Source organism: Actinomadura sp. NPDC048394 (genome assembly GCF_040651755.1).
Taxonomy (GTDB): domain Bacteria; phylum Actinomycetota; class Actinomycetes; order Streptosporangiales; family Streptosporangiaceae; genus Spirillospora; species Spirillospora montaniterrae.
Window position 1 is genome coordinate 114,065 of the sequence record NZ_JBEZJL010000019.1, and the last position, 23,162, is coordinate 137,226.

At 72.9% G+C, this 23,162-nt stretch carries 26 protein-coding genes; 10 read left to right on the forward strand and 16 right to left on the reverse strand.

Features of this window, described 5'->3' with window-relative positions:
• Positions 1-75: 75 nt before the first annotated feature.
• From AB0C78_RS16060 to AB0C78_RS16075, 4 genes are all read left to right on the forward strand, one after another.
• Positions 76-2,604, forward strand: a complete 2,529-nt coding sequence (locus tag AB0C78_RS16060; protein ID WP_360747714.1) for an ATP-dependent Clp protease ATP-binding subunit — start codon at positions 76-78, stop codon at positions 2,602-2,604.
• 126 nt (positions 2,605-2,730) lie between these two features.
• Complete coding sequence (locus tag AB0C78_RS16065; RefSeq protein WP_360747717.1) at positions 2,731-3,372, forward strand: DUF4232 domain-containing protein; 642 nt, start codon at positions 2,731-2,733, stop codon at positions 3,370-3,372.
• Positions 3,373-3,423: 51 nt separating this feature from the next.
• Complete coding sequence (locus AB0C78_RS16070) at positions 3,424-3,882, forward strand: recombinase family protein (protein ID WP_360747720.1); 459 nt, start codon at positions 3,424-3,426, stop codon at positions 3,880-3,882.
• A gap of 61 nt (positions 3,883-3,943) precedes the next feature.
• Positions 3,944-4,762 (forward strand): IclR family transcriptional regulator, encoded by an 819-nt coding sequence (locus AB0C78_RS16075; protein ID WP_360747723.1) that lies wholly within the window; start codon positions 3,944-3,946, stop codon positions 4,760-4,762.
• Between the two features lie 89 nt (positions 4,763-4,851).
• Here the strand turns inward: AB0C78_RS16075 and AB0C78_RS16080 are convergent, their stop codons facing one another.
• From AB0C78_RS16080 to AB0C78_RS16125, 10 genes are all read right to left on the reverse strand, one after another.
• Positions 4,852-6,099: an amidohydrolase family protein gene (locus AB0C78_RS16080; protein ID WP_360747726.1), complete on the reverse strand. Its 1,248-nt coding sequence runs from the start codon at positions 6,097-6,099 to the stop codon at positions 4,852-4,854.
• A 72-nt stretch (positions 6,100-6,171) separates the two neighbouring features.
• Positions 6,172-6,942 carry an alpha/beta hydrolase gene (locus AB0C78_RS16085; RefSeq protein WP_360747729.1) on the reverse strand — a complete coding sequence of 257 codons (771 nt, stop codon included), beginning with the start codon at positions 6,940-6,942 and terminating at the stop codon, positions 6,172-6,174.
• A complete protein-coding gene (locus tag AB0C78_RS16090; protein ID WP_360747732.1) occupies positions 6,939-7,805 on the reverse strand; it encodes a fumarylacetoacetate hydrolase family protein in 867 nt (288 codons plus the stop codon). Before AB0C78_RS16090 ends, AB0C78_RS16085 begins: the two co-directional genes overlap by 4 nt.
• Positions 7,802-8,671 (reverse strand): fumarylacetoacetate hydrolase family protein, encoded by an 870-nt coding sequence (locus AB0C78_RS16095; protein ID WP_151539359.1) that lies wholly within the window; start codon positions 8,669-8,671, stop codon positions 7,802-7,804. The genes AB0C78_RS16090 and AB0C78_RS16095 overlap by 4 nt, the downstream gene beginning before the upstream one ends.
• Positions 8,672-8,709: 38 nt before the next feature.
• Positions 8,710-9,528: an ABC transporter permease subunit gene (locus AB0C78_RS16100; RefSeq protein ID WP_360747735.1), complete on the reverse strand. Its 819-nt coding sequence runs from the start codon at positions 9,526-9,528 to the stop codon at positions 8,710-8,712.
• Position 9,529: 1 nt separating this feature from the next.
• On the reverse strand, positions 9,530-10,510 hold the full coding sequence (locus AB0C78_RS16105) for an ABC transporter substrate-binding protein (protein ID WP_360747738.1): 981 nt from the start codon (positions 10,508-10,510) through the stop codon (positions 9,530-9,532).
• Complete coding sequence (locus AB0C78_RS16110; RefSeq protein ID WP_360747741.1) at positions 10,507-11,265, reverse strand: ABC transporter permease subunit; 759 nt, start codon at positions 11,263-11,265, stop codon at positions 10,507-10,509. The genes AB0C78_RS16105 and AB0C78_RS16110 overlap by 4 nt, the downstream gene beginning before the upstream one ends.
• A complete protein-coding gene (locus AB0C78_RS16115; RefSeq protein WP_360747744.1) occupies positions 11,262-12,080 on the reverse strand; it encodes an ABC transporter ATP-binding protein in 819 nt (272 codons plus the stop codon). The genes AB0C78_RS16110 and AB0C78_RS16115 overlap by 4 nt, the downstream gene beginning before the upstream one ends.
• Positions 12,081-12,084: 4 nt before the next feature.
• Positions 12,085-12,867: an SDR family oxidoreductase gene (locus tag AB0C78_RS16120; protein WP_360747747.1), complete on the reverse strand. Its 783-nt coding sequence runs from the start codon at positions 12,865-12,867 to the stop codon at positions 12,085-12,087.
• 14 nt (positions 12,868-12,881) lie between these two features.
• Positions 12,882-13,670, reverse strand: a complete 789-nt coding sequence (locus AB0C78_RS16125; RefSeq protein ID WP_360747750.1) for an SDR family oxidoreductase — start codon at positions 13,668-13,670, stop codon at positions 12,882-12,884.
• 114 nt (positions 13,671-13,784) lie between these two features.
• On the opposite strand from AB0C78_RS16125, the gene AB0C78_RS16130 reads away from it, so the two are divergent.
• From AB0C78_RS16130 to AB0C78_RS16145, 4 genes are all read left to right on the forward strand, one after another.
• Positions 13,785-14,591 carry an IclR family transcriptional regulator gene (locus tag AB0C78_RS16130; RefSeq protein WP_360747753.1) on the forward strand — a complete coding sequence of 269 codons (807 nt, stop codon included), beginning with the start codon at positions 13,785-13,787 and terminating at the stop codon, positions 14,589-14,591.
• Positions 14,588-15,139 carry a carboxymuconolactone decarboxylase family protein gene (locus AB0C78_RS16135; protein ID WP_360747756.1) on the forward strand — a complete coding sequence of 184 codons (552 nt, stop codon included), beginning with the start codon at positions 14,588-14,590 and terminating at the stop codon, positions 15,137-15,139. Before AB0C78_RS16130 ends, AB0C78_RS16135 begins: the two co-directional genes overlap by 4 nt.
• Before the next feature lie 81 nt (positions 15,140-15,220).
• Positions 15,221-16,453, forward strand: a complete 1,233-nt coding sequence (locus AB0C78_RS16140; RefSeq protein ID WP_360747759.1) for an MFS transporter — start codon at positions 15,221-15,223, stop codon at positions 16,451-16,453.
• Positions 16,454-16,635: 182 nt separating this feature from the next.
• Entirely contained in the window at positions 16,636-17,361 is a 726-nt protein-coding gene (locus AB0C78_RS16145; protein ID WP_360747820.1) for an ABC transporter ATP-binding protein, read from the forward strand.
• A gap of 30 nt (positions 17,362-17,391) precedes the next feature.
• Here the strand turns inward: AB0C78_RS16145 and AB0C78_RS16150 are convergent, their stop codons facing one another.
• From AB0C78_RS16150 to AB0C78_RS16165, 4 genes are read right to left on the reverse strand one after another with little or no spacing between them, the layout of a single operon-like run.
• On the reverse strand, positions 17,392-17,688 hold the full coding sequence (locus tag AB0C78_RS16150) for a cytochrome C oxidase subunit IV family protein (protein ID WP_360747762.1): 297 nt from the start codon (positions 17,686-17,688) through the stop codon (positions 17,392-17,394).
• A 5-nt stretch (positions 17,689-17,693) separates the two neighbouring features.
• Complete coding sequence (locus tag AB0C78_RS16155; RefSeq protein ID WP_360747764.1) at positions 17,694-18,284, reverse strand: cytochrome c oxidase subunit 3; 591 nt, start codon at positions 18,282-18,284, stop codon at positions 17,694-17,696.
• The gene (locus AB0C78_RS16160) at positions 18,281-19,060 is read right to left on the reverse strand and encodes a hypothetical protein (protein ID WP_360747767.1); all 780 of its coding nucleotides are present in this window, start codon (positions 19,058-19,060) and stop codon (positions 18,281-18,283) included. The genes AB0C78_RS16155 and AB0C78_RS16160 overlap by 4 nt, the downstream gene beginning before the upstream one ends.
• On the reverse strand, positions 19,057-19,797 hold the full coding sequence (locus AB0C78_RS16165) for a hypothetical protein (protein WP_360747769.1): 741 nt from the start codon (positions 19,795-19,797) through the stop codon (positions 19,057-19,059). Before AB0C78_RS16165 ends, AB0C78_RS16160 begins: the two co-directional genes overlap by 4 nt.
• 183 nt (positions 19,798-19,980) lie before the next feature.
• Between AB0C78_RS16165 and AB0C78_RS16170 the strand changes: the two genes are divergently transcribed.
• Complete coding sequence (locus AB0C78_RS16170; RefSeq protein WP_360747772.1) at positions 19,981-20,562, forward strand: helix-turn-helix domain-containing protein; 582 nt, start codon at positions 19,981-19,983, stop codon at positions 20,560-20,562.
• A 27-nt stretch (positions 20,563-20,589) separates the two neighbouring features.
• Here AB0C78_RS16170 and AB0C78_RS16175 read toward each other — a convergent pair whose 3' ends face one another.
• Both AB0C78_RS16175 and AB0C78_RS16180 read right to left on the reverse strand, forming a co-directional pair.
• Positions 20,590-21,924 (reverse strand): carotenoid oxygenase family protein, encoded by a 1,335-nt coding sequence (locus AB0C78_RS16175; protein WP_360747775.1) that lies wholly within the window; start codon positions 21,922-21,924, stop codon positions 20,590-20,592.
• On the reverse strand, positions 21,924-22,556 hold the full coding sequence (locus AB0C78_RS16180) for a TetR/AcrR family transcriptional regulator (RefSeq protein ID WP_360747778.1): 633 nt from the start codon (positions 22,554-22,556) through the stop codon (positions 21,924-21,926). The genes AB0C78_RS16175 and AB0C78_RS16180 overlap by 1 nt, the downstream gene beginning before the upstream one ends.
• 132 nt (positions 22,557-22,688) lie before the next feature.
• Here AB0C78_RS16180 and AB0C78_RS16185 point away from each other — a divergent pair, with 132 nt between their 5' ends.
• Positions 22,689-23,141, forward strand: coding sequence for a DUF6234 family protein (locus AB0C78_RS16185; RefSeq protein WP_360747781.1), 453 nt, complete (start codon positions 22,689-22,691; stop codon positions 23,139-23,141).
• Positions 23,142-23,162: the final 21 nt, after the last annotated feature.

The window sequence follows — 23,162 nt, forward strand, 5'->3', positions numbered from 1 at the left end:
GTTTCCGGCGGATGCGCGCGGGCACGGTCCACTCGTTGCCATCGTGGGACCAAGCACGGGGACGGGAGGCTCTCAATGACGGCGTGGTACGGATCCGGCGGGATGGACCCGTTCGAGGAGATGCTCGCCCGGTTCTTCGGGACCCGGGCGCATCGGCGGCCGACCGAGCGGATCAACCTCGCCCGGCTGATGAGCGAGCCCGCGCGCGAGCTCGTCCGGGACGCGGCGACGCAGGCGGCGCAGTGGGGCAGCCGCGACCTCGACGCCGACCACCTGCTGTGGGCGGCGACGCGGCAGCAGGGCACCCGGCACTGGCTGGAGCGGGCGGGCGCCGACCCGGACGCGATCCAGCACGAGATCGAGAACCACGCGTACCGGGGGGAGCCGCGGGAGGTGCAGCCCGAGCTGACGCCGGCCGCCAAGCGCGCGCTGCTCGACTCGCACCAGGTCTCGCGCGCGCTCGGGTCGTCCTACATCGGCCCTGAGCATCTGCTGTTCGCGCTGGCGCTGGACCGGGGGTCGAGCGCGGGGCGCATCCTGGACGCGGCGCACGTCACGCCGGACTCGCTGAAGTCCGCGGCCGGGGGCGGCGGGCAGCCGCCCGCGAACGGGGGCGGCGAGGGCCGGTCCGACACCCCGACGCTGGACGAGTTCGGCCGCGACCTGACGGCGCTGGCCCGGGAGGGCCGGATCGACCCGGTGATCGGCCGGGACGAGGAGATCGAGGAGACCGTCGAGGTCCTGTCGCGGCGCACCAAGAACAACCCGGTGCTGATCGGCGACCCGGGCGTCGGCAAGACCGCGATCGCGGAGGGCCTCGCGCAGCGGATCGTGGACGACGACATCCCGGAGACGCTGCGGAACAAGCGGATCGTGCAGCTGGACCTGTCCGGCGTCGTCGCGGGCACCCGCTACCGGGGCGACTTCGAGGAGCGGCTGAAGAAGGTCGTCGACGAGATCCGCGAGCACGCCGACGAGCTGGTGGTGTTCATCGACGAGATCCACACCCTCGTCGGGGCGGGCGGCGCCGAGGGCGCGATGACCGCCGGGAACATGCTGAAGCCGGCGCTGGCGCGCGGCGAGCTGCACGTGGTCGGCGCGACGACGGTCGACGAGTACCGCCGCAACATCGAGAAGGACGCGGCGCTGGAGCGCCGCTTCCAGCCGATCATGGTGCCGGAGCCGTCCACCGACGACAGCATCGAGATCCTGCGCGGGCTGCGGGACCGGTACGAGGCGCACCACCAGGTCCGCTACACCGACGAGTCGCTGGTCGCGGCCGTCGACCTGTCCAGCCGGTACCTGACGGACCGGTTCCTGCCGGACAAGGCGATCGACCTGATCGACCAGGCGGGCGCGCGGGTGCGGCTGCGGTCCGGGACGCGCGACGGCGGGCGCCGCGAGCTGGAGGACCGGCTCGACCGGCGGCGCCGCGAGAAGGACCAGGCCGTCGCCGACGAGGACTACGAGAAGGCCAAGGAGCTCCGCGACGAGATCAACCGGCTGCAGACCGACCTCGCCGGGATGCGCGACGACCACGAGCCGGTCGGCGTCCCGGAGGTGACGACCGAGGACATCGCGGAGGTCGTGTCGCGGATCTCCGGCGTGCCGGTGACGCAGCTGACGCAGGCGGAGCGGGAGCGGCTGTCGCGGCTCGAGGAGCACCTGCACGAGCGCGTCATCGGCCAGGAGGACGCGGTCGCGGCGGTCGCGCGGGCCGTCCGGCGGTCCCGCGCGGGGATGGGCGACCCGGACCGTCCGATCGGCGGGTTCCTGTTCCTCGGCCCGACCGGCGTCGGCAAGACGGAGCTGGCGAAGGCCCTCGCCGAGGCGCTGTTCGGCAGCCAGGACCGGATGATCCGGTTCGACATGAGCGAGTTCCAGGAGCGGCACACCGTCAGCCGGCTGATGGGCGCGCCGCCCGGATACGTCGGCTACGAGGAGGCCGGGCAGCTCACCGACGCGGTGCGGCGGCAGCCGTACTCGGTGATCCTGCTGGACGAGATCGAGAAGGCGCACCAGGACGTGTTCAACGTGCTGCTGCAGCTGCTCGACGACGGCCGGCTCACCGACGCGCAGGGCCGCACCGTCGACTTCCGCAACACCGTGGTGATCATGACGAGCAACCTCGGCTCCGACCTGATCACCGGGCGGACCGAGATCGGGTTCGGCGGCCGGGAGGGCGAGGACACCGCGCTGCGCGACCGGATCATGCGCCGGCTGCGCGAGTCGTTCCGGCCCGAGTTCCTCAACCGGATCGACGAGATCATCGTGTTCCAGCGGCTGGAGGCGGGGCAGCTCCGGCAGATCACCGACCTGCTGCTGGACGAGACGCGCCGCCGGCTGCGCGCCCAGGACGTCACCGTGTCGTTCACCCCGGAGGCGGTCGACTGGATCGCCGAGCGCGGCCACCAGCCGGAGTTCGGCGCGCGCCCGCTGCGCCGCACCATCCAGCGGGAGGTGGACGACCAGCTGTCCGACCTGCTGCTGTCCGGGGACCTCGCGCACGGCCGGCACGTGGAGGTGTCCGCGGCGCCCGGCGGCCTCCAGTTCGACGTGTCCACGTCGGCGTCGCCGTCGGACCAGCCGATCACGTCGCGCTGACGCACCGCGCTCCTTCCCTCGGGGCGACGCTTTCCTCGCGGCGGGGGCCCGAACGGCCGGCGCCGGGCCATCATGGGTGGGCCCGGCACCGGGCATATAGGGCACATCCCGACGTGAGGAGGGCGTGTGCGAGCGCGAAGGAGCGTCACGCCGGCGTCCGCGCTGACGATCGCCGCCGCTGCCGCCGCACTGTGCGCCTGCGGAGGCGGAGGCTCGGGCGCGTCACCGGCGCCGTCCAGGACGGCGACCGCCACGCCGCCGCCGTCCCCGCCGATCACCGCAGCGCCGTCGCCCACGGAGTCCGCGCCGCCGGGGACGTCCGGGCCGACCAGGGCTTCGGGCCGGTGCCGGACGGACGGGCTGAAGGTCCGCATCAGCACCGCGGGACCGGCGGCCGGGCAGCGTTTCGCGTTCCTCACGCTGACGAACACCTCGGACTCGGCCTGCCACGTCCGCGGCTATGTCGGGATGCTGCTGCTCACGGCGTCCGACCAGCCGATCCGGACGAACCTCGAACGGCTCTCCCCGCCCGGCCCGCAGACCGTCGTCCTCCGGCCGGGCGGCAGCGCCTACGCGCGCCTGCAATGGACCGTCGTCCCGGGGGCGCGCGAGCCCGCGCACGGGGCCTGCGCCCCCACACCGGGCCTCGTCTGGATCACTCCGCCGGACGAACGCGCCCACCTCGCCGTCGCCTGGAACCAGGGCGTGGTCTGCGGCGGCGGCCACGTCTCGACCACCCCGCTGCGCCCCGGCGCCGCGCCCCGCTGACGGCGGACTATTGCATAATGCAATGGATCCGGCTGGGGAAGGAAGACCGTAGTGCCGAGACGCAACGCCGTCCCGTACGGGTACCGCCGCATCGACGACGCGCAGGGCAACTACGTGACGCAGCTCCCCGTCGAGCCGCAGGCGAGCGTCGTCCGCGAGATCATCAGCCGCGCGGCCCAGGGCCAGGCGATCGCCGGGATCCTGCGCGAGCTGGAGGCGCGGGGCGTCCCGGCGCCGCGCGGCGGCCCCCGCTGGTCCTGGACGGTCGTGCACGACATCGCCCGCAACCCCGCCTACATCGGGCGTCCGCCCGGCGCCGCCGACCCCGACGACCTCGACCGCGTGCACTGGACGCCGCTGGTCCCCGACCAGCTGTTCTTCACCGCGCAGCGCGCCCTCGCCCCGCCGCCGGGCGGCTCCCTGCCCGGATACCAGGCGGTCGGCCTGCTGCTCTGCGCCCTCGCCCCCTGCCGCGAGCTCCTCATGTCCTGCCTGCCGTCCCTGTCCTGACTACGATGATGCGGCAGACCCAGCGCGCGGGAAGCGAGCCGTGCGCGGAAAGCGAGTCGCAGTGCCGCCGCGTGACCAGACGACGCCCCGCCGGGCCGGCGGCGCCGCCCGTCCCAAGGGCGCCTACCACGTCGAGGCGCTCGCGAAGGGGCTGCGCATCCTCGGGCTGTTCTCCGAGCAGCGTCCCGCGATGAAGCTGACCGACATCGTCGCCGAGACGGGCCTGCCGATGCCGACCGCGTTCCGGATGGCGGCCACGCTCGCCGCCGAGGGGTTCCTGGAGCAGCTCCCGGACGGCGCGTACCGGCCCGCGCCGAAGGTGCTCACGCTCGGGTTCTCCGCGCTGCGCAGCCTCGACCTCGTGCAGCTCGCGGAGGGGCCGCTGCGCCGGCTCGTCGAGGCGACCGGGCAGACGGCGAACCTCGGCGTGCTGTCCGGCGACCACGTGCTGTACCTGGTCAGGCTGCGCAACAACGACCTGGTGACGGCGAACATCCAGGTGGGGTCGCGGCTCCCAGCCGTCCGCACGTCGATGGGCAAGCTGCTGCTCGCCCACCTGGACGGCGACGAGCTGGAGCGCGTGCTGACCGGCGACTCGTTCGCGGGGACGGCGGGCCCGAACGCGCTGGCCTCGCCGGACGAGCTGCGTCCCGCGCTGGCCGAGATCCGCGAGCGCGGCTGGGCCCTTCAGGACGAGGAGCTGGCGTACGGGCTGCGGTCGGTCGCGGGGCCGGTCCGGGACGCGTCCGGCGCGGTCGTCGCGGCGGTGAACGTGGCGGTGCCCGCCACCGAGGTCTCGACGGACCGCCTGCTGGAGCGGATCCGCCCGCTGGTCCTGCGGACGTGCGCCGAGATCACCATGCTCCTCGGCGGCCGCTGACCCCCCGTCAGCCCCACCGGCCGTGCACTTCGCGAGCGACCTGACGATGGTGCTGCTGGACGTGCACGCACCGGTGACACTGGCGCTGATCAGCGGGAGGCCGCCTTGTGGAAGCGGCCCGCCTGCATGATCACAGTGAGGTTGGCGGGGTCCTGGAGGAGGGCGACGTCCCGCGCCGGGTCGCCCTGGACGACCAGGAGGTCGGCCAGGTAGCCGGACGCGAGGACGCCCAGCTCGTCCGCCATGCCCATGACCTCGCCGCCCCACTTCGTCGCGGCGACGAGCGCCTCGGACGGGGTGTAGCCGAACAGGTCCACGAAGAGCTGCAGGTCGCGGGCGTTGCGGCCGATCGGCGTCTGCGGGAAGCCGTAGTCGCCGCCCGGCAGGACGCGGATGCCGCGCCTGCGCATCTCCGGGTACAGCGCCGTCTGCGCCTCCAGCTGCGCGACCGACCCCATGCGCTCGGCCATCGCCCGGTCGATGCCGAACTCCTCCGCCTCGTGGACGTTCGCCCACATGATCCCGACGGCCGGGGCGGTGAACAGCTCGTCCTTGTGCTCCTCGAGCAGGTCGAGGGCCTCCTCGTCGGCGTACGAGCAGTGGTACACCGACCGGAACCCGTTCCGGACGGCCAGCTTGATCGACTCGGGGTTCTGCGCGTGGCAGTTCAGCCACACGCCCGCCTCCCGCGCCGCCGCGCCGGCCGCCGCGGCCTGCTCGGCGGTGTACTGGGTCTGCATCGAGCCGCCGGGGACGAACACGTCGTCGTTGCTGAGCAGCAGCTTCACCGAGTCGAACCCGAGCGCGGCCTGCTCGGCGATGAAGCGCGCGACGCCCGTCGGGGTGGTGTTCTCGGCGCCGTGCCGGACGGGGTTGTTGTCGCGCTCGAAGCTGGCGGCGCGCAGCCGCGGCCCGGGCGTCTCGCCGGCCGCGATGCGGTCGCGGAGCTGGACCTCCACGTTGCCCGGCGTCAGCGAGCCCGCCGAGTACGCGCTGGTGAAGCCCGCGTCGAGGAGGATCCGGGCGTTGCGCTCGGCGAGCGCGAGGTGCTCCTCGGCGGTGGGCGGGTTCCCGAAGAACGAGACGTCGACCGGCGGGTTGAAGCCGGGTTCGAGGTGGCCGACGGCGGACGGGAACGTCAGGTGCGCGTGCCCCTCGATCAGGCCCGGCATGACGGTCGCGCCCGTGCAGTCGACCACGGTGGCGCCCTCGGGGGCCGGGGAGTGGCCCGGACGGACGGCGGCGATCCGGTCGCCGCGCACGACGACCTCGCCGGGGAACGGCTCCCGGCCCGTCCCGTCGAACACCGATCCGCCGGTGAAGACGATCTCGCCCATCGCGGGCCTCCCTTCTAACTTTCAGTGTATGAAAGTCACTTTCTCAAAGTGGTAGTGCCAGCGTAATCCAGGTCACGCCACGGCGCCACGGGCGAAGTCCAGCGACGCCGCGAACACGGCGGCGACGTCCGGTGCGTTCCGCCAGATGTGGTCCGCGCCCTCGACCGGCCGGAACTCCACCGGCACGCCCGCCGCCCGCAGCGCGTCCGCCATCCGCTCGCTCTGCGTCATCGGCACGAACCGGTCCGCCGTCCCGTGCCAGAGCTGGAACGGCGGCGCGCCCGCGTGGACGTGGTTGATCGGGCCGGCCTCGGCGGCGAGGTCCGGGACGTCGCGGACGGCCGCGCCGAGCAGCCGCGACTCACGCGACGCCGGGTCGGCCGGATCCGGCATCGCGGACAGGTCGTACACCCCGTACCAGCCGACGACGGCCGCGATCCCCGGGCCGGTGAGGGCGGCGAGCGCGGCCAGGTGCGCCCCGGCCGACTCGCCCCACGCCACGATCCGCGACCCGTCGAACCCGTGCTCGCCGCCGTGCTCGCGCAGCCACCCGACCGCCGCCCGGACGTCGTGGAGCTGCGCCGGGTACCGGGCCTCGCCCGACAGCCGGTAGTCCACGGACGCGACGGCGAACCCGGCCTCGGCGATCCGCTCGAACGGCGACGGCCGCCAATCGGCGAACTCGTGCCCGAAGTCGCGGCGCGTGCACCGCTGCCAGCCGCCGCCGTGCACGAACAGCACGACCGGCGCGGCGTCCACAGGGGGCAGGTAGAGGTCGAGCAGCAGCGGCCGGTACCCGACCTCCGCCGCGTATTCGACGCCCTCCAGGACCCGGACGGTCACGGCGCACCGCCCGCCGCGACGAACCGCTGCGTGATGCTCCCGACCCCCTCCAGCTCGCTGACCAGGACCTCGCCCGGCCGGACGAACCGCTTCGGGGTGCGCGCGTTGCCGACGCCCGGCGGCGTCCCGGTGAAGACCAGGTCGCCGGGGAACAGCCGGCAGACCCGCGACAGCCGGACGACCAGCTCCGGAATGTCGTAGATCATCGACGACGTGCGGGCGCTCTGCACCGTCTCGCCCGCCAGGCTGCAGGAGATCGCGAGGTCGGCGGGGTCGTCGAACGCGTCGGGGGTGACGAGCCAGGGGCCGGTCGGGCCGAAGTTCGCGTGCGACTTGGCCAGGCTGAACTGCGGCTTCGCGCCCGCGAGCTGCGCCGTCCGCTCGGACAGGTCCTGGCCGAGGGTGATGCCCGCGACGTGGTCCCAGGCGTCCTCGCGCCGCACCCGGTACGCCTCCCGGGAGATCGCGACGACCGCCTCGACCTCCCAGTCCACCGTGTCGGACGGCAGCTCGACGTCGCAGACCGGACCGGCGAGGCAGCTCGCGAACTTCGTGAACGTCACCGGCGCCGATTCCGGCGGGTATCCGGCTTCGGCGGCGTGCTCGGCGTAGTTGATCCCGATCGCGAACACCTGCGACGGGCGCGGGACGGGCGCCCCGAGGTCCTCGACCGCGAACGGCGCGCCCTGCGCGGCGTCGAGCCCGGCGGCCCAGCCGCGGAACGCGTCCCACTCGGCGAAGACGGCCTGCGGGTCGGCGGCGAACCGCCCGCCGCTCGCCTCCGCCACGTCGATCGCCGCGTCGCCCCCGTCCGTGTCGTCCACGACCACGACGAGGCGGCCCTTGAGGTTGGCGATCCTCACCAGTCGACCTTCTCCGGAGCAGGCTCGCCGTGCGCTTCCTGCCAGGACACGACGTGGTTGCGCAGCGTCCCGACGCCCTCGATCTCGGCCTCGACCACGTCGCCGGGACGCAGGTAGAAGTCGAACGGGTTCGGCTGCACGGCCGCGACGCCCGAGACGGTGCCGGTGGTGATGATGTCGCCGGCGCTGAAGATCTGCGGCGAGTGGTACGCCACCAGGTGCGGGATCGACACGCGCATCTGCTTGGTGTGCCCGGTCTGCCGGACGTCGCCGTTCACCCGCAGCTGCATCGCGAGGTTCTGCATGTCGTCGATCTCGTCGGCGGTGACGATGTACGGGCCGATCGGGCAGAACGTGTCGATCGCCTTGCTGAACGAGAACACGCCCGACTCCATCTCGCGGCGCTGGATGTCGCGCGCGGTGATGTCGTTGAAGACGGTGAACCCGGCGATGTGCTCCAGCGCCTCGTCGGGGCCGAAGAACTTGCCGGGCTTGCCGATGATCACGGCCAGCTCCAGCTCGTAGTCCAGCTCCTTGGTGAGGTGCTCGGGGTACACGATCGGGTCGTCCGGGCCGATGATCGCGTCGACGTTCTGGAAGAACACGATGCCCTTGTGCACCGGGTGCGACCAGTTGACGGCCTGCAGCTCCTCGTGGTGGTCGGCGAAGTTGCCGGCGGTGTGGAAGAACTTCTTCGGCGTGATCGGCGCGCGCAGCCGCACGTCCGCCAGCTTCAGCCGCTCGCCGGTCTCGCCGACCTTCCCGTCCCGCTCGAAGTACGCGCGGGTGGACGGGACGTCCAGCTCGATGACGTCGTCGCCGTCGAGCCGCCCGACCCGGCCCTCGTCGAAAGTGATCAGTTTCATGGCTTCCAGTTTCCTCGGTGAATGGGGGAATCGGCAGGTCAGGGACGGTCCGGACGGCCGCGCGAGGCGCGCTTCTCGATCGCCGAGAGCGCCGCGTTGACGGCGAGCGCGCCGATGCACACGACCAGGACCATGGCGTCCAGCGCGGCGGCGCCGTGGTTGGTGATCTGGGTGGAGATGAACGTGCCGACGCCGTCCACCGAGATCATCAGCTCCGCGAGCAGCACGCCGAGCAGCGACAGCGCCGCGCCGATCTTCAGCGCGCCGATGATGTCCGGCAGGCAGGCGGGCACGACCAGGAACAGCAGCCGGCGCAGCCGCCCGGCGCCCATGGCGCGGCCGGAGTCCAGCACGGCGGGCTCGACCGCCGCGCCCGCCGTCATCGTCATGAGGATCACCGGGATGATCCCGTGGATGACGCCGAACGCGATCTCCGAGCCGTCGCCGAGGCCGAGCCAGAGCACGAACAGCGGGTACAGCGGCGCCATCGGAAGCGCGTACAGCACCGACACGACGTCGCGTCCGCCCAGGTAGACGTGCTTGTTGAGGCGCCCGAGCAGCAGCCCGACCGCGGGCCCGGCGACGGCGGTGATCGCGAACGCGACCAGGAACCGGTACGTGGTGTACCCGACGAGCGTCAGCGAGCCGCCCTCCAGCACCTTCGGCAGGCCGTCGGCGACGATCCGGCTCGGCGAGGTGAGGTAGTCGCCGCCCGCGTCCGTCAGCCGGGTCACCGCCTCCCACACCGCGACCAGCGCGGCGACCGTGCCCCAGCGGACGAGCTGGACCGCCGCCGCCTCCCGCGGCCGCGCCGTGCGCCGCGCGGCCGCGGGAGCGGCTCCGGTGATGGCCGTCATGTCACTTCGCCGCGGTGATCGCGGTGCTGAGGTAGGAGTCCTGCGCCGGCGACGACGTCGCGATGCCGAGCTTCGGCAGCGCCTTGGCGTAGCCGGCCATGCCCGCGGCGCTGATGCCGCCGTCCGGGGTGAAGCCGCCGATCAGCGCGTCGTAGGTCTGCTCCGCGATCGGCTTCGGCATGCCGAGCTTGGCCACGGCGAGCTCCACGGTCGGAGCCTTGTTGGCCTTCATCCAGGTCAGAGCCTTGGTGTAGGCACCGGCGAGCTTCTGCAGGTTCGCCTTGTTGCCGGAGATCGTGGACTTCTTCGCCATCAGCACGGCGAACTGCGAGTTCGGGCCGAGGACGTCCGCCGCCTTCTGCGCGATCCTGCCCTCGTGCTTGGCCTGGAGCAGGAACCCGAAGTTCACCGGCAGGACGAACCCGTCGACATCGCCGCGCTTCATCGCCGACATCGTCGCGGCGGGGTCGCCGAGCGGGACCTCCTTGACCTTCTCGAAGTCCACGCCGGACGCCTCGGCGGTCGCGCGGGTGATGTAGTCGGTGAGCGAGCCGGCCTTGGAGATGCCGAGCTTCTTCCCCGCGATGCCGGAGAAGCCGGTGATGCCGGACTTCTCGGGGACGATCAGCGCCATCGGGCTCTGCCCCATCACGCCGAAGAACGCCTGGGTGTCGAGCTTCTTCGCGGCGCCGGACACCGCGTCCAGCCCGGTCGCGGCGCCGACGTCGATCGACCCGCCGGTCATCGCCTTGGTGAGGTCGGACCCGGCGCTGAAGTCGACGACCTTGACGTCCAGCCCGGCGTCCTTGAAGAACCCCTGCTGGACGGCGACCCGGGCGGGCATCGCGTGCACGAAGTCCTGCGCCTGGACGAGCCCCAGCTTGATCGAGGTGGACGGTCCGGACGACCCGCCACCGCCGCACGCGGTGAGCGCGGCGGCGCACAGCGCCGCGACCGCGGCGATCCTTGCGGTGACCTTCATCGGGTAACGCCTTTCTGCAGCACGTGGGTGGTGAGCGAGAACAGGAGGTTGACGGCGACCGTGACCAGGCAGGCGATCACGATCCAGGCGAACAGGCCGGGGCTGTCGAGGCTCTGGCTGGCGGTGCCGAGCTGGTAGCCGATGCCGGCGGCGCCCGCGATGAACTCGGACGCGATGACGGTGACGAGGGCGAGCCCGAGCGACACGCGCATCGCGGCGAGCACAGGGCCGAGCACCGCCGGCAGCACGACCCCGGTGAGCCATTGCGCGCGGGTGGCGCCCATCGTCTGCGCAGCCGTGATCAGCCGGCCGTCGACGGTCGCGGTCGCGCGGGCCGCCGCGATCGCGATGGGGAAGAACGCGTACAGCGCGCCCAGCGCGATCTTGGAGTGCGAGCCGACCCCGAGCGTCGCCGCCAGCACCGGGTAGAGGATCACCAGCGGCAGCGCGTTCAGGCCGGTCAGGACGGGTTCGTACGCGCGGCGCAGCAGCCGCGACGAGCCGACGAGCACCCCCAGCGGGAGCGCGAGCACCGCCGCGATCCCGAACGCGGTCGCCGTCTCCTCCAGCGTGGTGCCGACCGGCTCCAGCAGCTTCGACGGCTCCGCGGCCAGGTCGGAGAGCGCCTGCCACACGTCGCCGATCGGCGGCAGCAGCAGCGGCGCGACCGCCCCCGTCCCGGCGAGCAGCGCCCACAGCGCGAGGACGGACGCGACCGTCCCCGCGTAGACGAGGACGCGGCGCGGCGCGATCACCGCACGTCTCCGGGGTCGTCCTCCAGCAGCAGCGCCGACAGCCGGTCGGTGAGCGCGTGGAACTCCGGTGTGCGCAGCACCTGCGGCTCGCGGGGGCGCGGCAGCGGGACCTCGATGATCTCCTTGATCGTCGCCGGGCGCGGCGTCATCACGATGATCCGGTCCGACAGGTACGCCGCCTCCGACAGGCTGTGCGTCACGAACAGCACCGTCTTGCCGTGCTCCTCCAGCAGCGTGACGAGCTGCTCGCCGATCTTCAGCCGGGACAGCTCGTCCAGCGCCGCGAACGGCTCGTCCAGCAGCAGGATCGACGCGTCCGACACCAGCGCCCGCGCGATCGCGACCCGCTGCCGCATCCCGCCCGACAGCTGGTGCGGGAAGCGGTGCGGGACGTCGCCGAGCCCGACCGCGCGCAGCGCGTCCAGCGCGCGCGCCCGCCGCTCGGCGCGGCCCACACCGGCGAACTGCAGGGCGATCTCGACGTTGCGCACTGCGCTGCGCCACGGGTACAGCGCGAGGTCCTGGAACACGAACGCCACGTCCCGGGGGCGGGGGCCGTCCACCGGCGTGCCGTCCACCAGCAGCTCCCCGGACACCGGCGCGAGCAGGCCGCCCACCGCGCGCAGCGCCGAGCTCTTCCCGCACCCGGACGGCCCGATCAGGCTGACGAACTCGCCCGGCCGCACGTCGAACGTCAGGTCCGTCGCCGCGGTCGTGTCGCCGTAGGCGAGGGTGAGGTCGCGGGCGGCCACCCTCGGTCGTTCCGCCTCCCGGACGCCTCCGGCCACGGCGCGGTCCTCGCGCTGTCCCGCCATGGCCCTACGCCCCGACCATGTTGAACCCGCCGTCGGCGAGCATGTAGGCGCCGGTGATGTGCGACGCGTCCTCGGTCGCGAGGAACAGCGCGGTGCCCGCGACGACCTCGGGCGGCGGGATCTGGCCCATCGGGGTCTGCGAGATCAGCTTCTCGCGGCGGCCCGACTTCCAGTCCTCGCGCTCCAGCGTCGCGCCGGTCTCCATGAACCCGGGCGCGAACGTGTTGACCCGGACGGCCGGCGCGAACGCCGCCGCGTACGACTTGGTGATGCCGAGCAGCCCGTACTTGGCGGCGGCGTACTGCGGAGCGCGCGCGCTGCCGCGCACCACGACGGTCGAGCCGATGTTCACGATCGAGCCGTGGCCCTGCTCCAGCATCCGGGACCCGAACTCGTGCGTCATCAGCAGCGTGCCCTTGACGTCGACGTCGATGACGCGGTCGAGGGACTCCTGCGTCAGCTCCTTCCACGACATCTGCTCGGTCGCGACGTCGCCGACGTTGTTGACCAGCACGTCCAGCTCGCCGGCGATCCCGAACACCTCGTCGGCGAGGGCGCGGATCGCGTCCCACGAGCCGATGTCGGCCTGCACGACGAACGCCTCGGCGCCCGCCTCGCGGACCCGCTCCGCGGTGCGCTCGGCGCCCTGCTTGGAGGAGTTGTAGTGCACCCCGACGCGGGCGCCCTCCTGCGCGGCGCGGACGGCGATCTCGGCGCCGAAGCCGGTGCCGGCCCCCGTCACCAGCACCGTCTTCCCCTCGAACCGCGGGAAGATCTTCTGAGCCATGTCGTTCTCCCTTTTCAGACGAGCGTGCGGCCGCCGTCGACGTACATGACGTGGCCCGTCATGAACGCCGCGTGCGGTGAGGACAGGAACAGGATCGGGCCGACGACCTCGGCGGGCGTGCCGAGCCGGCCCGCCGGCACGAGCCGGACAAGATCCTCGCGGACGCCGGGCCGCGCCAGGTACTCGGCGGTCAGCGGCGTCTCGACGTAGCCGGGCGCGATCGCGTTCACGGTGACGCCGTGCCGGGCCCACTCGGCGGCCATGACCCGCATCATCTGGTTCATCCCGCCCTTGGACGCCGCGTACGGCCCGTGCTTCTGGTGCGCGAGGTGCCCCGAAACCGAGGACAGGAAGACGATCCGGCCGTGGCCCGCCTCCACCATGTGCCGCCCGGCGGCCTGCGCCGCGCCGAACGCGGTGAACAGGTTGGTGCGCAGGATCCGCTCCCACTCGGCCTCGGTGAAGTCCAGCACCGGGCGGCGGTCGTTGATCCCGACGCAGTGCAGCAGCACGTCGAGGCCGCCCATCGTCTCGATCGCCTGCGCGACGACGGCGGCGCCGGCGCCCTCCTCGGTGAGGTCGGCGGCGATGGTGTGCGGCTTCGTCCCGCCGGGGCCGGGCTCCAGCGCGTCCAGCCGGTCCTGGTCCCGGTCGACCGCGGTGACGGCCGCGCCCGCGTCGAGGTAGCCGCGGGCGCACTCGGCGCCGATCCCGCCCACGCCGAGCACCAGCACCCGGGCGCCGTGCAGGCCCAGCCACGCGGTGCCCATGCCGGGCGCCGCCTGAGTCGTCCCGTCTGCCACTTGCGGTTCCTCGCCTTCCCCAACTAGCTTTCACTGTATGAAAGCTACTTTCACTAAGCATGAGTATGGTGTGACGCCGGTCATGGCGTCAAGGCGGGCCCCGGGCGGCGGGCCGTGACCCCCGTGACCTCCGGGGACGCGGGCGCCGAGCCGGACCGGTCGCGGTACCACATCGCCGCGCTCGCCAAGGGCCTGCAGGTCCTGAGCCTGTTCGACGGCGCGACGCTGTCCCTGCGCACCAGCGACATCGCCGCGCTGACCGGCATCCCCATGCCCACCGCGTTCCGGATCGTCTGCACCCTGGAGGACCTCGGCTACCTGGAGCGCCGGCACGACGGGACCGTCCAGCCCGGCGTCAAGGTGCTCACGCTCGGCTCGGCCGCGATGCGCGGCTCAGGCCTCGTGCAGCTCAGCGACCGGCCGCTGCGGCTGCTCGCCGACGCCACCGGCGAGACCGTCAACCTCGGCGTCCTCGTCGAGGACCGCGTCCTGTACCTCGCGCGGCTCCGCAACGCCGACCTCGTCACCGCCAACGTGCACGTCGGCTCGACGCTGCCCGCCACCTACACGTCCATGGGCAAGCTCCTGCTCGCCCACCTCCCTCCGGACGAGCTGGACCGCCGCCTCACCGACGCGTCGTTCGCGCCCGGCGCCGGGCCGAACGCGGTGCCCGACCGCGCCGCGCTCCACGCCCAGCTGGAGGAGATCCGCCGCGACGGGTACGCCGTCCAGGACCAGGAGCTCGCCCAGGGCCTGCGGTCGGTGTCGGTCCCCGTGCTCGGCCCGGACGGCGCCCCGGCGGCCGCGGTGAACGTCGCCGTGTCCGCCCTGCGCCGCCCCCTCGCCGACCTGCGCGGCGAGATCCTCGACCGGCTCCGCGCCACCGCCGCCGACATCACCACGAGACTGAGGACCCGATGACCCGCAAGCACCCGTTCCGCCCCGCCGACCTCGACGGCGACCGGCTCGCCCTCTACCGCTCCATCACCGAGGGCCCCCGCGCGCAGGGCCCCCGCCTGTTCGACCTGGTCTCGGACGACGGCGTGCTGCTCGGGCCGTTCAACGAGTTCCTGCTGCGCCCGGCGCTCGGCGACGCCCTCCAGCGGGTCGGCGCGGCCGTCCGGTACGAGGGCGCGCTCGGCGGCCGGGCCCGCGAGATGGCGATCCTCGTCGTCGCCGCCCACTGGGACAGCGCCTTCGAGCGGACCGCGCACGAGGCCGTCGGACGGGCCGCCGGGCTCACCGGCGCCGAGCTCGCCGCGATCGCCGCCGGCGCTCCGCTGGACCTCGACGACCCGATCGAGGCCGCCGTCCTCCGCCTCACCCGCGCCCTCGTCACCGGCGACGTCGACGACGCGACCTGGGAAGCCTGCGTCCCGCCGCTGGACCGCGAGACCGTCTTCGAACTGACCACCCTCGTCGGCTACTACGCCACCCTCGCCCTCCAGATGCGCGTCTTCCGCGTCTGACAGCGGGACCGTCGCGCACACTGGTCCTCCACGCGGGCGACGGAAGGACGGGACCGGAATGCGATCAGCCGGCGGCCACCGATGACCACCCGGGACCGCCGCGCCGCGCTGTCGCCGTGGCGGTTCATCGTCGTGTTCGGCGTCGTCTCCCTGCTCATGGACGTCGTGTACGAGGGCGCGCGGTCGGTCACCGGGCCGCTGCTCGCCTCGCTCGGCGCGTCCGCGACCGTGATCGGCGTCGTCACCGGGGCGGGCGAGGCCGCCGCGCTCGGCCTGCGGCTGGTGTCCGGCCCGCTCGCCGACCGCACCCGCCGGTTCTGGGCGCTCACCATCGGCGGGTACGCGCTGACCGCGGCCTCCGTGCCGCTGCTCGGCCTCGCCGGCGTCCTGTGGGCCGCGTGCGCGCTGGTCATCGCGGAACGCGTCGGCAAGGCCGTCCGGTCCCCGGCCAAGGACACGCTGCTCTCCCACGCCACCGCCACCACCGGACGGGGCCGCGGATTCGCCGTGCACGAGGCCCTGGACCAGATCGGCGCGTTCGTCGGCCCGCTGACCGTGGCGGGCGTGCTCGCGGTCACCGCCGACGACTACGCGCCCGCCCTCGGCGTCCTGGCCGTCCCGGGCGTGGCCGCGATGGCGATCCTGCTCTGGCTGCGCGCCCGCGTCCCCGCCCCCGCCGAGTACGAGCCGGGGGAGCACGAGCCCGCCGGCCGGGCGGGCGGGCCGCCACTCGAACGGGACGCCGCCGCGCCCGCGCTGCCGCGCGCCTTCTTCGTCTACGCGGCGTTCACCGCCGTCACCATGACGGGGTTCGCGACCTTCGGGGTGCTGTCGTTCCACCTCGTCCAGCGGCATCTGCTGGCCGCCGACCTCGTGCCGGTCGTGTACGCGGGGGCCATGGCCGCCGACGCCGTCTCCGCGCTGGCGAACGGCTGGCTCTACGACCGTGTCGGCCCGCGCGCGCTTGCCGTCCTGCCCGTCCTGTCGGCCGCGGTGCCCGTTCTTGCGTTCACCCGGTCGCTGGCCTTGGCCGTCGTGGGGGCGCTGGTGTGGGGCGCCGCCGTCGGGATCCAGGAGTCGACGCTGCGGGCGGTCGTCGCGGACCTCGTCCCGTCCCGGCGCAGGGCCACCGCCTACGGGATCTTCGCCGGCGTCCTCGGCGTGGCCGCGCTCGCGGGCGGCGCGCTCACCGGCGCCCTTTATGACCAGTCGGTCACCTTGCTGGTCGCCGCGGTCGTCGCGATCCAGGCCGCCGCGCTCGCCCTCCTCGCCGTCCTGCGCGGCCGGGCCGCCGGTGGGCGATCGGCGGGGTGATGAGTACCCGCCCGGCCCGCGGGAAGGACCTGCGCGAGCGAGCCCCGGCCGGGGGCCGCCGCTGACGGTCGCGCGCCGAGCGGAAAGGACCTGCCATGCCGTCAGATCCCGAACCCGCGCCCCGCGAGGACCCCGGGACGGACGAGCACGCGGCCCCGCCCGTCCGCCCCGGCGAGGACCCCATGGTCGTCGTCGACCGGCTGCACGTCACCTACCGCGTGCTCGGCGCCGACACCGACGACGGCTCCTCGCGCGTCCGCCGGGCGCTGCGCCGCGGCCGGCCCCGGCCCCGCGAGGTCCACGCCCTGCGCGGCGTCTCGTTCGTCCTGCACCGCGGCGAGGCCGTCGGCGTCATCGGCTCCAACGGCTCCGGCAAGACCACCCTGCTCCGCAGCATCGCCGGGCTCCTGCCGAGCGACCGCGGCCAGGTCTTCACCTGCGGGCAGCCCGTCCTGCTCGGCGTGAACGCCGCGCTGATGAACGACCTCACCGGCGAGCGCAACATCGTCCTCGGCTGCCTCGCCATGGGCATGCCGCTGCGCGAGGTCCGCGAGAAGTACGACGACGTGGTGGAGTTCTCCGGGCTCGGCAAGTTCGTCGACATGCCGATGAGGACCTACTCGACCGGCATGGCGCAGCGCCTCCGGTTCGCCATCGCCACCGCGCAGACCAGCGAGATCCTCATGATCGACGAGGCGCTCGCCACCGGCGACGCCCGCTTCCGCCGGCGCAGCGAGGACCGCCTGAAGGAGCTGCGCGACGAGGCCGCCACCGTCGTCCTCGTCAGCCACAGCCTCGGCACCATCGAGGAGACCTGCGACCGGACGATCTGGCTCGACCACGGCCGCGTCCGCATGGACGGCCCGTCCGCCGACGTGGTGGCCGCCTACCGCGACGAGCACGAGTGACCCGCCGCGGCGGCCTGAACGCCGGTCAGGTCAGAAGAGGTAGCCGATCAGCAGGGCCGTCCACAGGACGGCGAGCCATCCGTCCGTCGCGGCCCGCAGCCAGCGGGGCGCGTGGCGGACCTCCATGAAGCAGCGGATGATCAGGCGGCACTTGACGAGGCCGAGCACGGCGATGGCGGCGACGAGCCCGTCGCCCAGCGCCGTCGCGGACCGGGATTCGCCGGGGGTGAGGAACCGGGCGAGGACGGTCGCGGCCGTCAGGGCGGCCCAGGCGGCGAGGACGGCCCCCCTGTCCTTCCTCAGGAGCCGGTCGTCGGATGCGCTCACGCGGGTCACCTCATCAGGTAGAGGAGGGCGAAGATGACGACCCACAGCAGGTCCACCATGTGCCAGAACAGGACGCTCTGCTCGACGATCGTGGGCCGCCGCCTGCGGGGACTCCGCAGCTCGCGGACCGCGACGCCGAGGACGAGCACGCCGAGGGCCAGGTGGACGAGGTGGACCCCCGTAAGAACGAAGTAGAAGCCGAAGAACCCGTCATGGATCGTGTGGCCCTGGCTGATCTCGGCGTGCCACTCGTAGGCCTTGATCAGGACGAAAAGCACGCCGCACGCGCCGGTGGCCCAGAGCAGCCGCTGGGCGCGCCGCCACGCCCCCTCCCGGACGGCGAGCACGGCGAGGGCGGCGAACAGGGAGCTGGTGAGCAGGACGACGGTGTTGGTGACGCCGATGTCGATGTCCAGGTGCCGCTGGGAGGCGGTGAACCGTCCGGCCGACATGGCGCGGAAGACCATGTAGGTGACGAAGTAGCAGCCGAAGAAGAACAGGTCGCCGAGGATCATCACCCACATGTCGGCATCGCCGGGCAGGCGCCGTTCGCGGGCCGGAGGGCGGGGGCGCGTCGTGGTGCCGGGAGCGGTCATCGGGCGCCCTCCGCCTCGTAGAGGGCGGGGGTGCGCGCGGTCTCGCGCGCGGCGGCCTTGCGGAGGAGGACCAGCAGGCAGGCGACCCACAGGCCGAAGATGACGATGGCGATGTAGAGGGTGATCATGCCGTTCCAGGCGAACGCGCCGGAATGGTGGAGCCACATCTGGCTGGCCACGATCTCGGTGACGATCTGCCAGACGGTCACGTAGCCGAACCACTTGGGGAAGATGCGGTTGCGGTCGTAGAAGACGGCGATGGCCAGGACGGTGTACGCGGCCGTGAAGCAGCCGAGGGACCCGTTGTACGACAGCATGCCGAGGTCGTAGAGCAGGTACAGGATGTCGGGAGAGCGGTCGGGACGGAACGTCGCGGTGAGCCAGCAGACCAGCAGCACCTGGAATCCGGGGACGGCGCCCACGCCCATGGCGGCTATGTAGGCGTAGGCGAGCATCTTGCCGGACGACATCCGCTTCATGAAGTAGCCGATGATGCCGTTGGAGATCGCGGCGCCTCCGGCGATCACCAGCAGGAACACGAAGCCGATCTGGATGCCGAGGTGGTGCTCGTCGAACCAGGCGGCGGCCTGCGGCCCGGTGACGTCCGGGCGGGGCGGCGGGGTGGCGCGCCCCAGCAGGCATATCCCGACCGACAGGGCGGTGTAGAAGGCGGTGAAAGCCCAGTAGACGAGCCAGACCTCCCGCTTGCCCGCGCGTTTCGGCTTCGCGGGCTCAGCGGCCCCCTCTTCGGCGGGAGCGGCGTCCGTGTCCGTCATGACGGCACCCCGTCCTGCTCGGCCTGGTGCCGGAGGGCGGCGCGCAGGACGAAGAACATCACCGCGGCGAAGAGGGCGAAGGCGCCGTTGCGCAGCCAGAACGACACCAGCCCGTCCCAGGCCAGGGGGCCGTCGCGGAACACCGCCGCGCCCGCCGAGGGCGCCATGGCCAGCGCGGTCAGCAGCGCGTAATGCCCCACCCATCGCGGGAAGACCGGCGCCCCGCGGTCGTCGGCGTAGACGGCCAGGGCCAGCAGCACGAACTGGGCGACCAGCATGCCGATCGGTGCGATGAAGAAGAGCCACCCGAGGTCGTTGAGCAGCTGGATCAGGTCGTCCCCCCGGCCGGGGCGGAAGGCGGCCGCGGCGAAGAAGACGTCCGACAGCGCGAACAGGGTCGCCCCGGCCACGACGGCGGTGAGGTAGGAGAAGGCGTAGATGTGGCTCTCGCTGCGCATCCGCTGCATCTGCACCATGATCAGGACGAAGAACGGGACGATCAGGATGCCGAACAGGTTGAAGCCGACCATGCTGAGCTGGATCAGCGCGGTGTCGTCCCGGTAGAACGCCCCGACCTCGGCCGCGCTCATGTCCGGCGACATGGGCGGGAAGAAGCCGGGGAAGGCGGCGAACAGCGCCAGCAGCACGAGCGCCAGCACGGGCGCGGACCAGAGGATCACCTGCTGGGCCCGCAGAGCCGAGTGGGACGACTCCTCTTCGTCGGTGAGGACCTCCATGCGCTTCCTCTCCATCGCCGGGTCGGAAAGCAGATTCTCCTATGAAGGAAGGCGGTCTTCCGTAGCTGGAGCATGCCTCGCTTCCTGACGGTAGTCAATAATCGAGACGCGGTAAGATCCCTTGCCATGGCGCATGTTCCACCCGGCCCGAGAGATGACCACGGTCAAGGAAGGGCCGTACCGGTGCGCGCGCGTTCCCACGCCAGCCGGGACGCGATCGTCCAGGGCGCGCTGGCCCTGTGGCGCACCAAGGGCTTCGCCGGGACCACCGTCACCGACATCTGCAAGGCCGCCGGCGTCTCCAAGGCGCTGTTCTACGTGTACTTCGCCCGCAAGGAGGACGTGCTCGCGGAGATCGAGGTGTTCACCATGCGCGACGCGCACCTCGCCGCCCGGGCCGTCGCGTCCCGCCCCTACACGCTCGCCGAACTGATCGAAGCCGTCGTCGAGGTCCTGGAGCGCAACATGCGCCGCTACCCGCCGGAGCTGGTCTTCGAAGCCGTCATCGAGACCTACCGCTTCGAACGGCGCGCCCTGGCCGGCGGTGCGACGGACGCCGACCTCGCCTTCCTCTTCCTCCAGCCCTTCCAGCAGGCGCACCGCGACGGCAGGCTCCCGGCGGAGGCGGACGTCGCGCGGACCGCGCGCGTCGCGCAGATGCTCGTCGCCGACGGCATCAGGGACTGGGCCGCCGCCGGCTTCACCGCCGACCCCCTGGCGGGGCCCCTCGCCCAGGAGATCAGCGCGCTGATCGGCGCCCGCTGAACCGCACCGGACGGGCTCGGATGCGGGTCAGGCGTCGGGGAGCCAGTTGCCGTGGAAGCCGGGCGGGACGCGGACGGGCAGGTGGACGACCGCGACCGGGTCGCCGGTGAAGTCCTGTGCGGAGATGATGACGAGGTCGGTGGCGCCGCGGTCGGCGTCGTGGGCGAGGGCCATCAGGTAGCCGTCGTCCTCGGCGGCGCCGGGCGCGGACGGGACGAAGACGGCCTCGCCGACCGCCGAGCCGGCGGCGAAGAGGCGGGTGTCGGTGCGGCCCGTCCGGTAGTCGTGCTTGAGGAGGCCCTCGCCGACGAGTTCGCCGGGCGACGACTCCGAGGTGACGGTGTAGCCGTAGCGGTGCGGCAGGGACGTCAGCCGCTCGTCGACGCGCGGGAACTCCTGGGAGCGGTCGTCGAGGGTCTCCTGGGTCACGGTTCCGGCGGCCGGGTCGATGGTCCAGCGGTCCAGGACGGGCGGCGGGTTGCCCTCCAGGCGGCCGTCCCGCAGGAAGCTGGGGAACTTCACCAGGTCCAGCACGATCCGGTCGCCGTCGTCGTAGGCGTTCATGGTGTGGAAGACCCAGCAGGGGTCGATGCCGATCCACTGCACGTCGGACGCGTCGCCGGTGCGGGGCAGCAGGCCGATCCGCGCGGGGTGCGCGTCGTTCCAGGCGTAGGGGAGGGCGGCGCCGGACGCGGCCAGCGGCATGGAGAACGTCACGGGCAGGTCGTAGACGATGACGTACTTCTCGGTGAGGGCGAGGTCGTGCACCATCGGGCTGTCGGAGACGGGGATCTCCACGGAGCGGGTGACGAGGCCGGCGGTGCTCAGCACCGTGTACTGGAGGTGCTCCCAGCCGAAGTAGTAGGCGATGGCGTGCAGCTCGCCGGTGGCGGGATCCTTCTTGGTGTGGGCGGTGTAGCCGCCCTTGAGGGTGCCGCCGAAGTCGCAGGGGCCGAGGGTGCCGAGGTCGTGGCTCAGCTCGTACGGCCGGAACCCGCCCTCGATCAGCGCGAACGTGCGGCCGGCGTGGCCGATCACGTTGGTGTTCGGGGCGATGTCGAAGCCGTCGAGGGCCGGCCCCTCCGGCCACGGCTCGCCGAGCTCGGCGGCGACGCGGCGGGACCGCACCCAGCGGTTCCGGTACCACTCGGCGCGGCCGTCGCGCAGCCGCACGCCGTGGACCATGCCGTCGCCCATGAACCAGTGGTAGGACTCGGGGTCGTCCAGCCCGAGCGGGTTCGGGCCGATCCGCAGGTAGCGGCCGTTGAGCTCGGCGGGGACGCGTCCGGTGACGGGCACGTCGTGCGCGGTGGTCTCCTCGGTGACGGGGGCGTAGGGGCCTTCCAGGAACGTGTTCGGCATCAGCGGCCTCGTTTCTCCGGGGCGGTGGGGGCGCGGAACAGGCCGGCTCCCATGGCGGCGAGGGTGGACTCGAAGACCTCGCCCGCGTCGGCGGGGAGGTGGCCGGCCAGCTCGAGGCTGACCACGCCGTGGATGGCGGCCCACAGGGACGCGGCGACGTGGCGCGGGTCGCCGCCGGACAGCAGCCCGGCGGCGGCGCAGGCGGCCACGGCGTCCTGCAGGATCGTGAAGGTCGCCGCGGCCTTCACGAGGGCCTCGTCGCTCGGCCGGAACCCGGGGATGGGCTCGCCGAACATCAGCCGGTAGTAGTTGCGGTCGGCCAGCGCGTTGTCCCGGTAGGCCCGGCCCAGGTCGGCGAGGTGCTCCAGCGGGTCGGAGCGCTCCGGCACCGCGGCCAGCCGCCGCCGGAACCGCTCGAACGCCTCCACGTACAGCGCCTCGATCAGCCCGGCCTTGCCGCCGAACATCCGGTACAGGACGGTCGTGGAGCAGCCGACCTCGGCGGCGATCCGGCGCAGCGCCAGCGCCCCGGGCCCCTCGGTGGCCAGCAGCCCGCTGGCGGCGTCCAGCAGCGAGGTGCGGATCGCCTCGTCGCCCCGCTGCTGGGCCAGCTCGTACGCGCTCGAAGCCATACCGTCCTCAATAACGCCGTTTTTGCTCGATAACGCTGTTATCGCACGCCCTCGAACCCCCCGTCAACCCCCGGCTGCGGATGAGTACTCGTACTCATGCAGGACGGCGGCGGGGCACCCGAGACTGGCGGCATGACTGCCTCGCAAGCAACGCCGGCAACGCCCAGCGGCGCCGTCCAGCGCGGGCCGGGTTGGGGAACCGACATCGGAGTGGCGATCCTGCTGATCGTCCTTCAGGTGCCGGTGGTCGGGTACTCGTGGCTCTCGGCGGGCATGGACGGCTGGGCGCGCAGCTTCGACGACGAGAACCAGTACGGTCCCGCCTGGGACCACGCCGTCCTCGCCACACGGATCGCCGCGTGCGCCGGGCTGGCGGTCGCCCTGATGCTTCTGGCGTTCGGCAGGTGCAGGCGCGGCTGGGTGACCGCCGTGACGCAGGGCGTCCTCGCCCTCGTCCTGCTGGGCGGAGCATACGCAGCGCACCGCGAGGCCCACCCACCCACGGCGCCCGTCCAGCAGGAACACAACAGCGAAGGCGTCACCTCCTGCACCGCCCAAGCCCACACCAAAGACGGCTGCAGATGATCGTCCGCGCAACTCAGAGCG

Excerpts from the sequence above, each read along its gene's own strand:
- AB0C78_RS16060 (WP_360747714.1), top strand. The coding sequence starts at position 76 with ATGACGGCGTGGTACGGATCCGGCGGGATGGACCCGTTCGAGGAGATG.
- AB0C78_RS16080 (WP_360747726.1), bottom strand. The coding sequence starts at position 6,099 with ATGGGCGAGATCGTCTTCACCGGCGGATCGGTGTTCGACGGGACGGGC.
- AB0C78_RS16095 (WP_151539359.1), bottom strand. The coding sequence starts at position 8,671 with ATGAAACTGATCACTTTCGACGAGGGCCGGGTCGGGCGGCTCGACGGC.
- AB0C78_RS16100 (WP_360747735.1), bottom strand. The coding sequence starts at position 9,528 with ATGACGGCCATCACCGGAGCCGCTCCCGCGGCCGCGCGGCGCACGGCG.
- AB0C78_RS16105 (WP_360747738.1), bottom strand. The coding sequence starts at position 10,510 with ATGAAGGTCACCGCAAGGATCGCCGCGGTCGCGGCGCTGTGCGCCGCC.
- AB0C78_RS16115 (WP_360747744.1), bottom strand. The coding sequence starts at position 12,080 with ATGGCGGGACAGCGCGAGGACCGCGCCGTGGCCGGAGGCGTCCGGGAG.
- AB0C78_RS16120 (WP_360747747.1), bottom strand. The coding sequence starts at position 12,867 with ATGGCTCAGAAGATCTTCCCGCGGTTCGAGGGGAAGACGGTGCTGGTG.
- AB0C78_RS16135 (WP_360747756.1), top strand. The coding sequence starts at position 14,588 with ATGACCCGCAAGCACCCGTTCCGCCCCGCCGACCTCGACGGCGACCGG.
- AB0C78_RS16140 (WP_360747759.1), top strand. The coding sequence starts at position 15,221 with ATGACCACCCGGGACCGCCGCGCCGCGCTGTCGCCGTGGCGGTTCATC.
- AB0C78_RS16145 (WP_360747820.1), top strand. The coding sequence starts at position 16,636 with ATGGTCGTCGTCGACCGGCTGCACGTCACCTACCGCGTGCTCGGCGCC.
- AB0C78_RS16155 (WP_360747764.1), bottom strand. The coding sequence starts at position 18,284 with ATGACCGCTCCCGGCACCACGACGCGCCCCCGCCCTCCGGCCCGCGAA.
- AB0C78_RS16160 (WP_360747767.1), bottom strand. The coding sequence starts at position 19,060 with ATGACGGACACGGACGCCGCTCCCGCCGAAGAGGGGGCCGCTGAGCCC.
- AB0C78_RS16165 (WP_360747769.1), bottom strand. The coding sequence starts at position 19,797 with ATGGAGGTCCTCACCGACGAAGAGGAGTCGTCCCACTCGGCTCTGCGG.
- AB0C78_RS16175 (WP_360747775.1), bottom strand. The coding sequence starts at position 21,924 with ATGCCGAACACGTTCCTGGAAGGCCCCTACGCCCCCGTCACCGAGGAG.
- AB0C78_RS16180 (WP_360747778.1), bottom strand. The coding sequence starts at position 22,556 with ATGGCTTCGAGCGCGTACGAGCTGGCCCAGCAGCGGGGCGACGAGGCG.
- AB0C78_RS16185 (WP_360747781.1), top strand. The coding sequence starts at position 22,689 with ATGACTGCCTCGCAAGCAACGCCGGCAACGCCCAGCGGCGCCGTCCAG.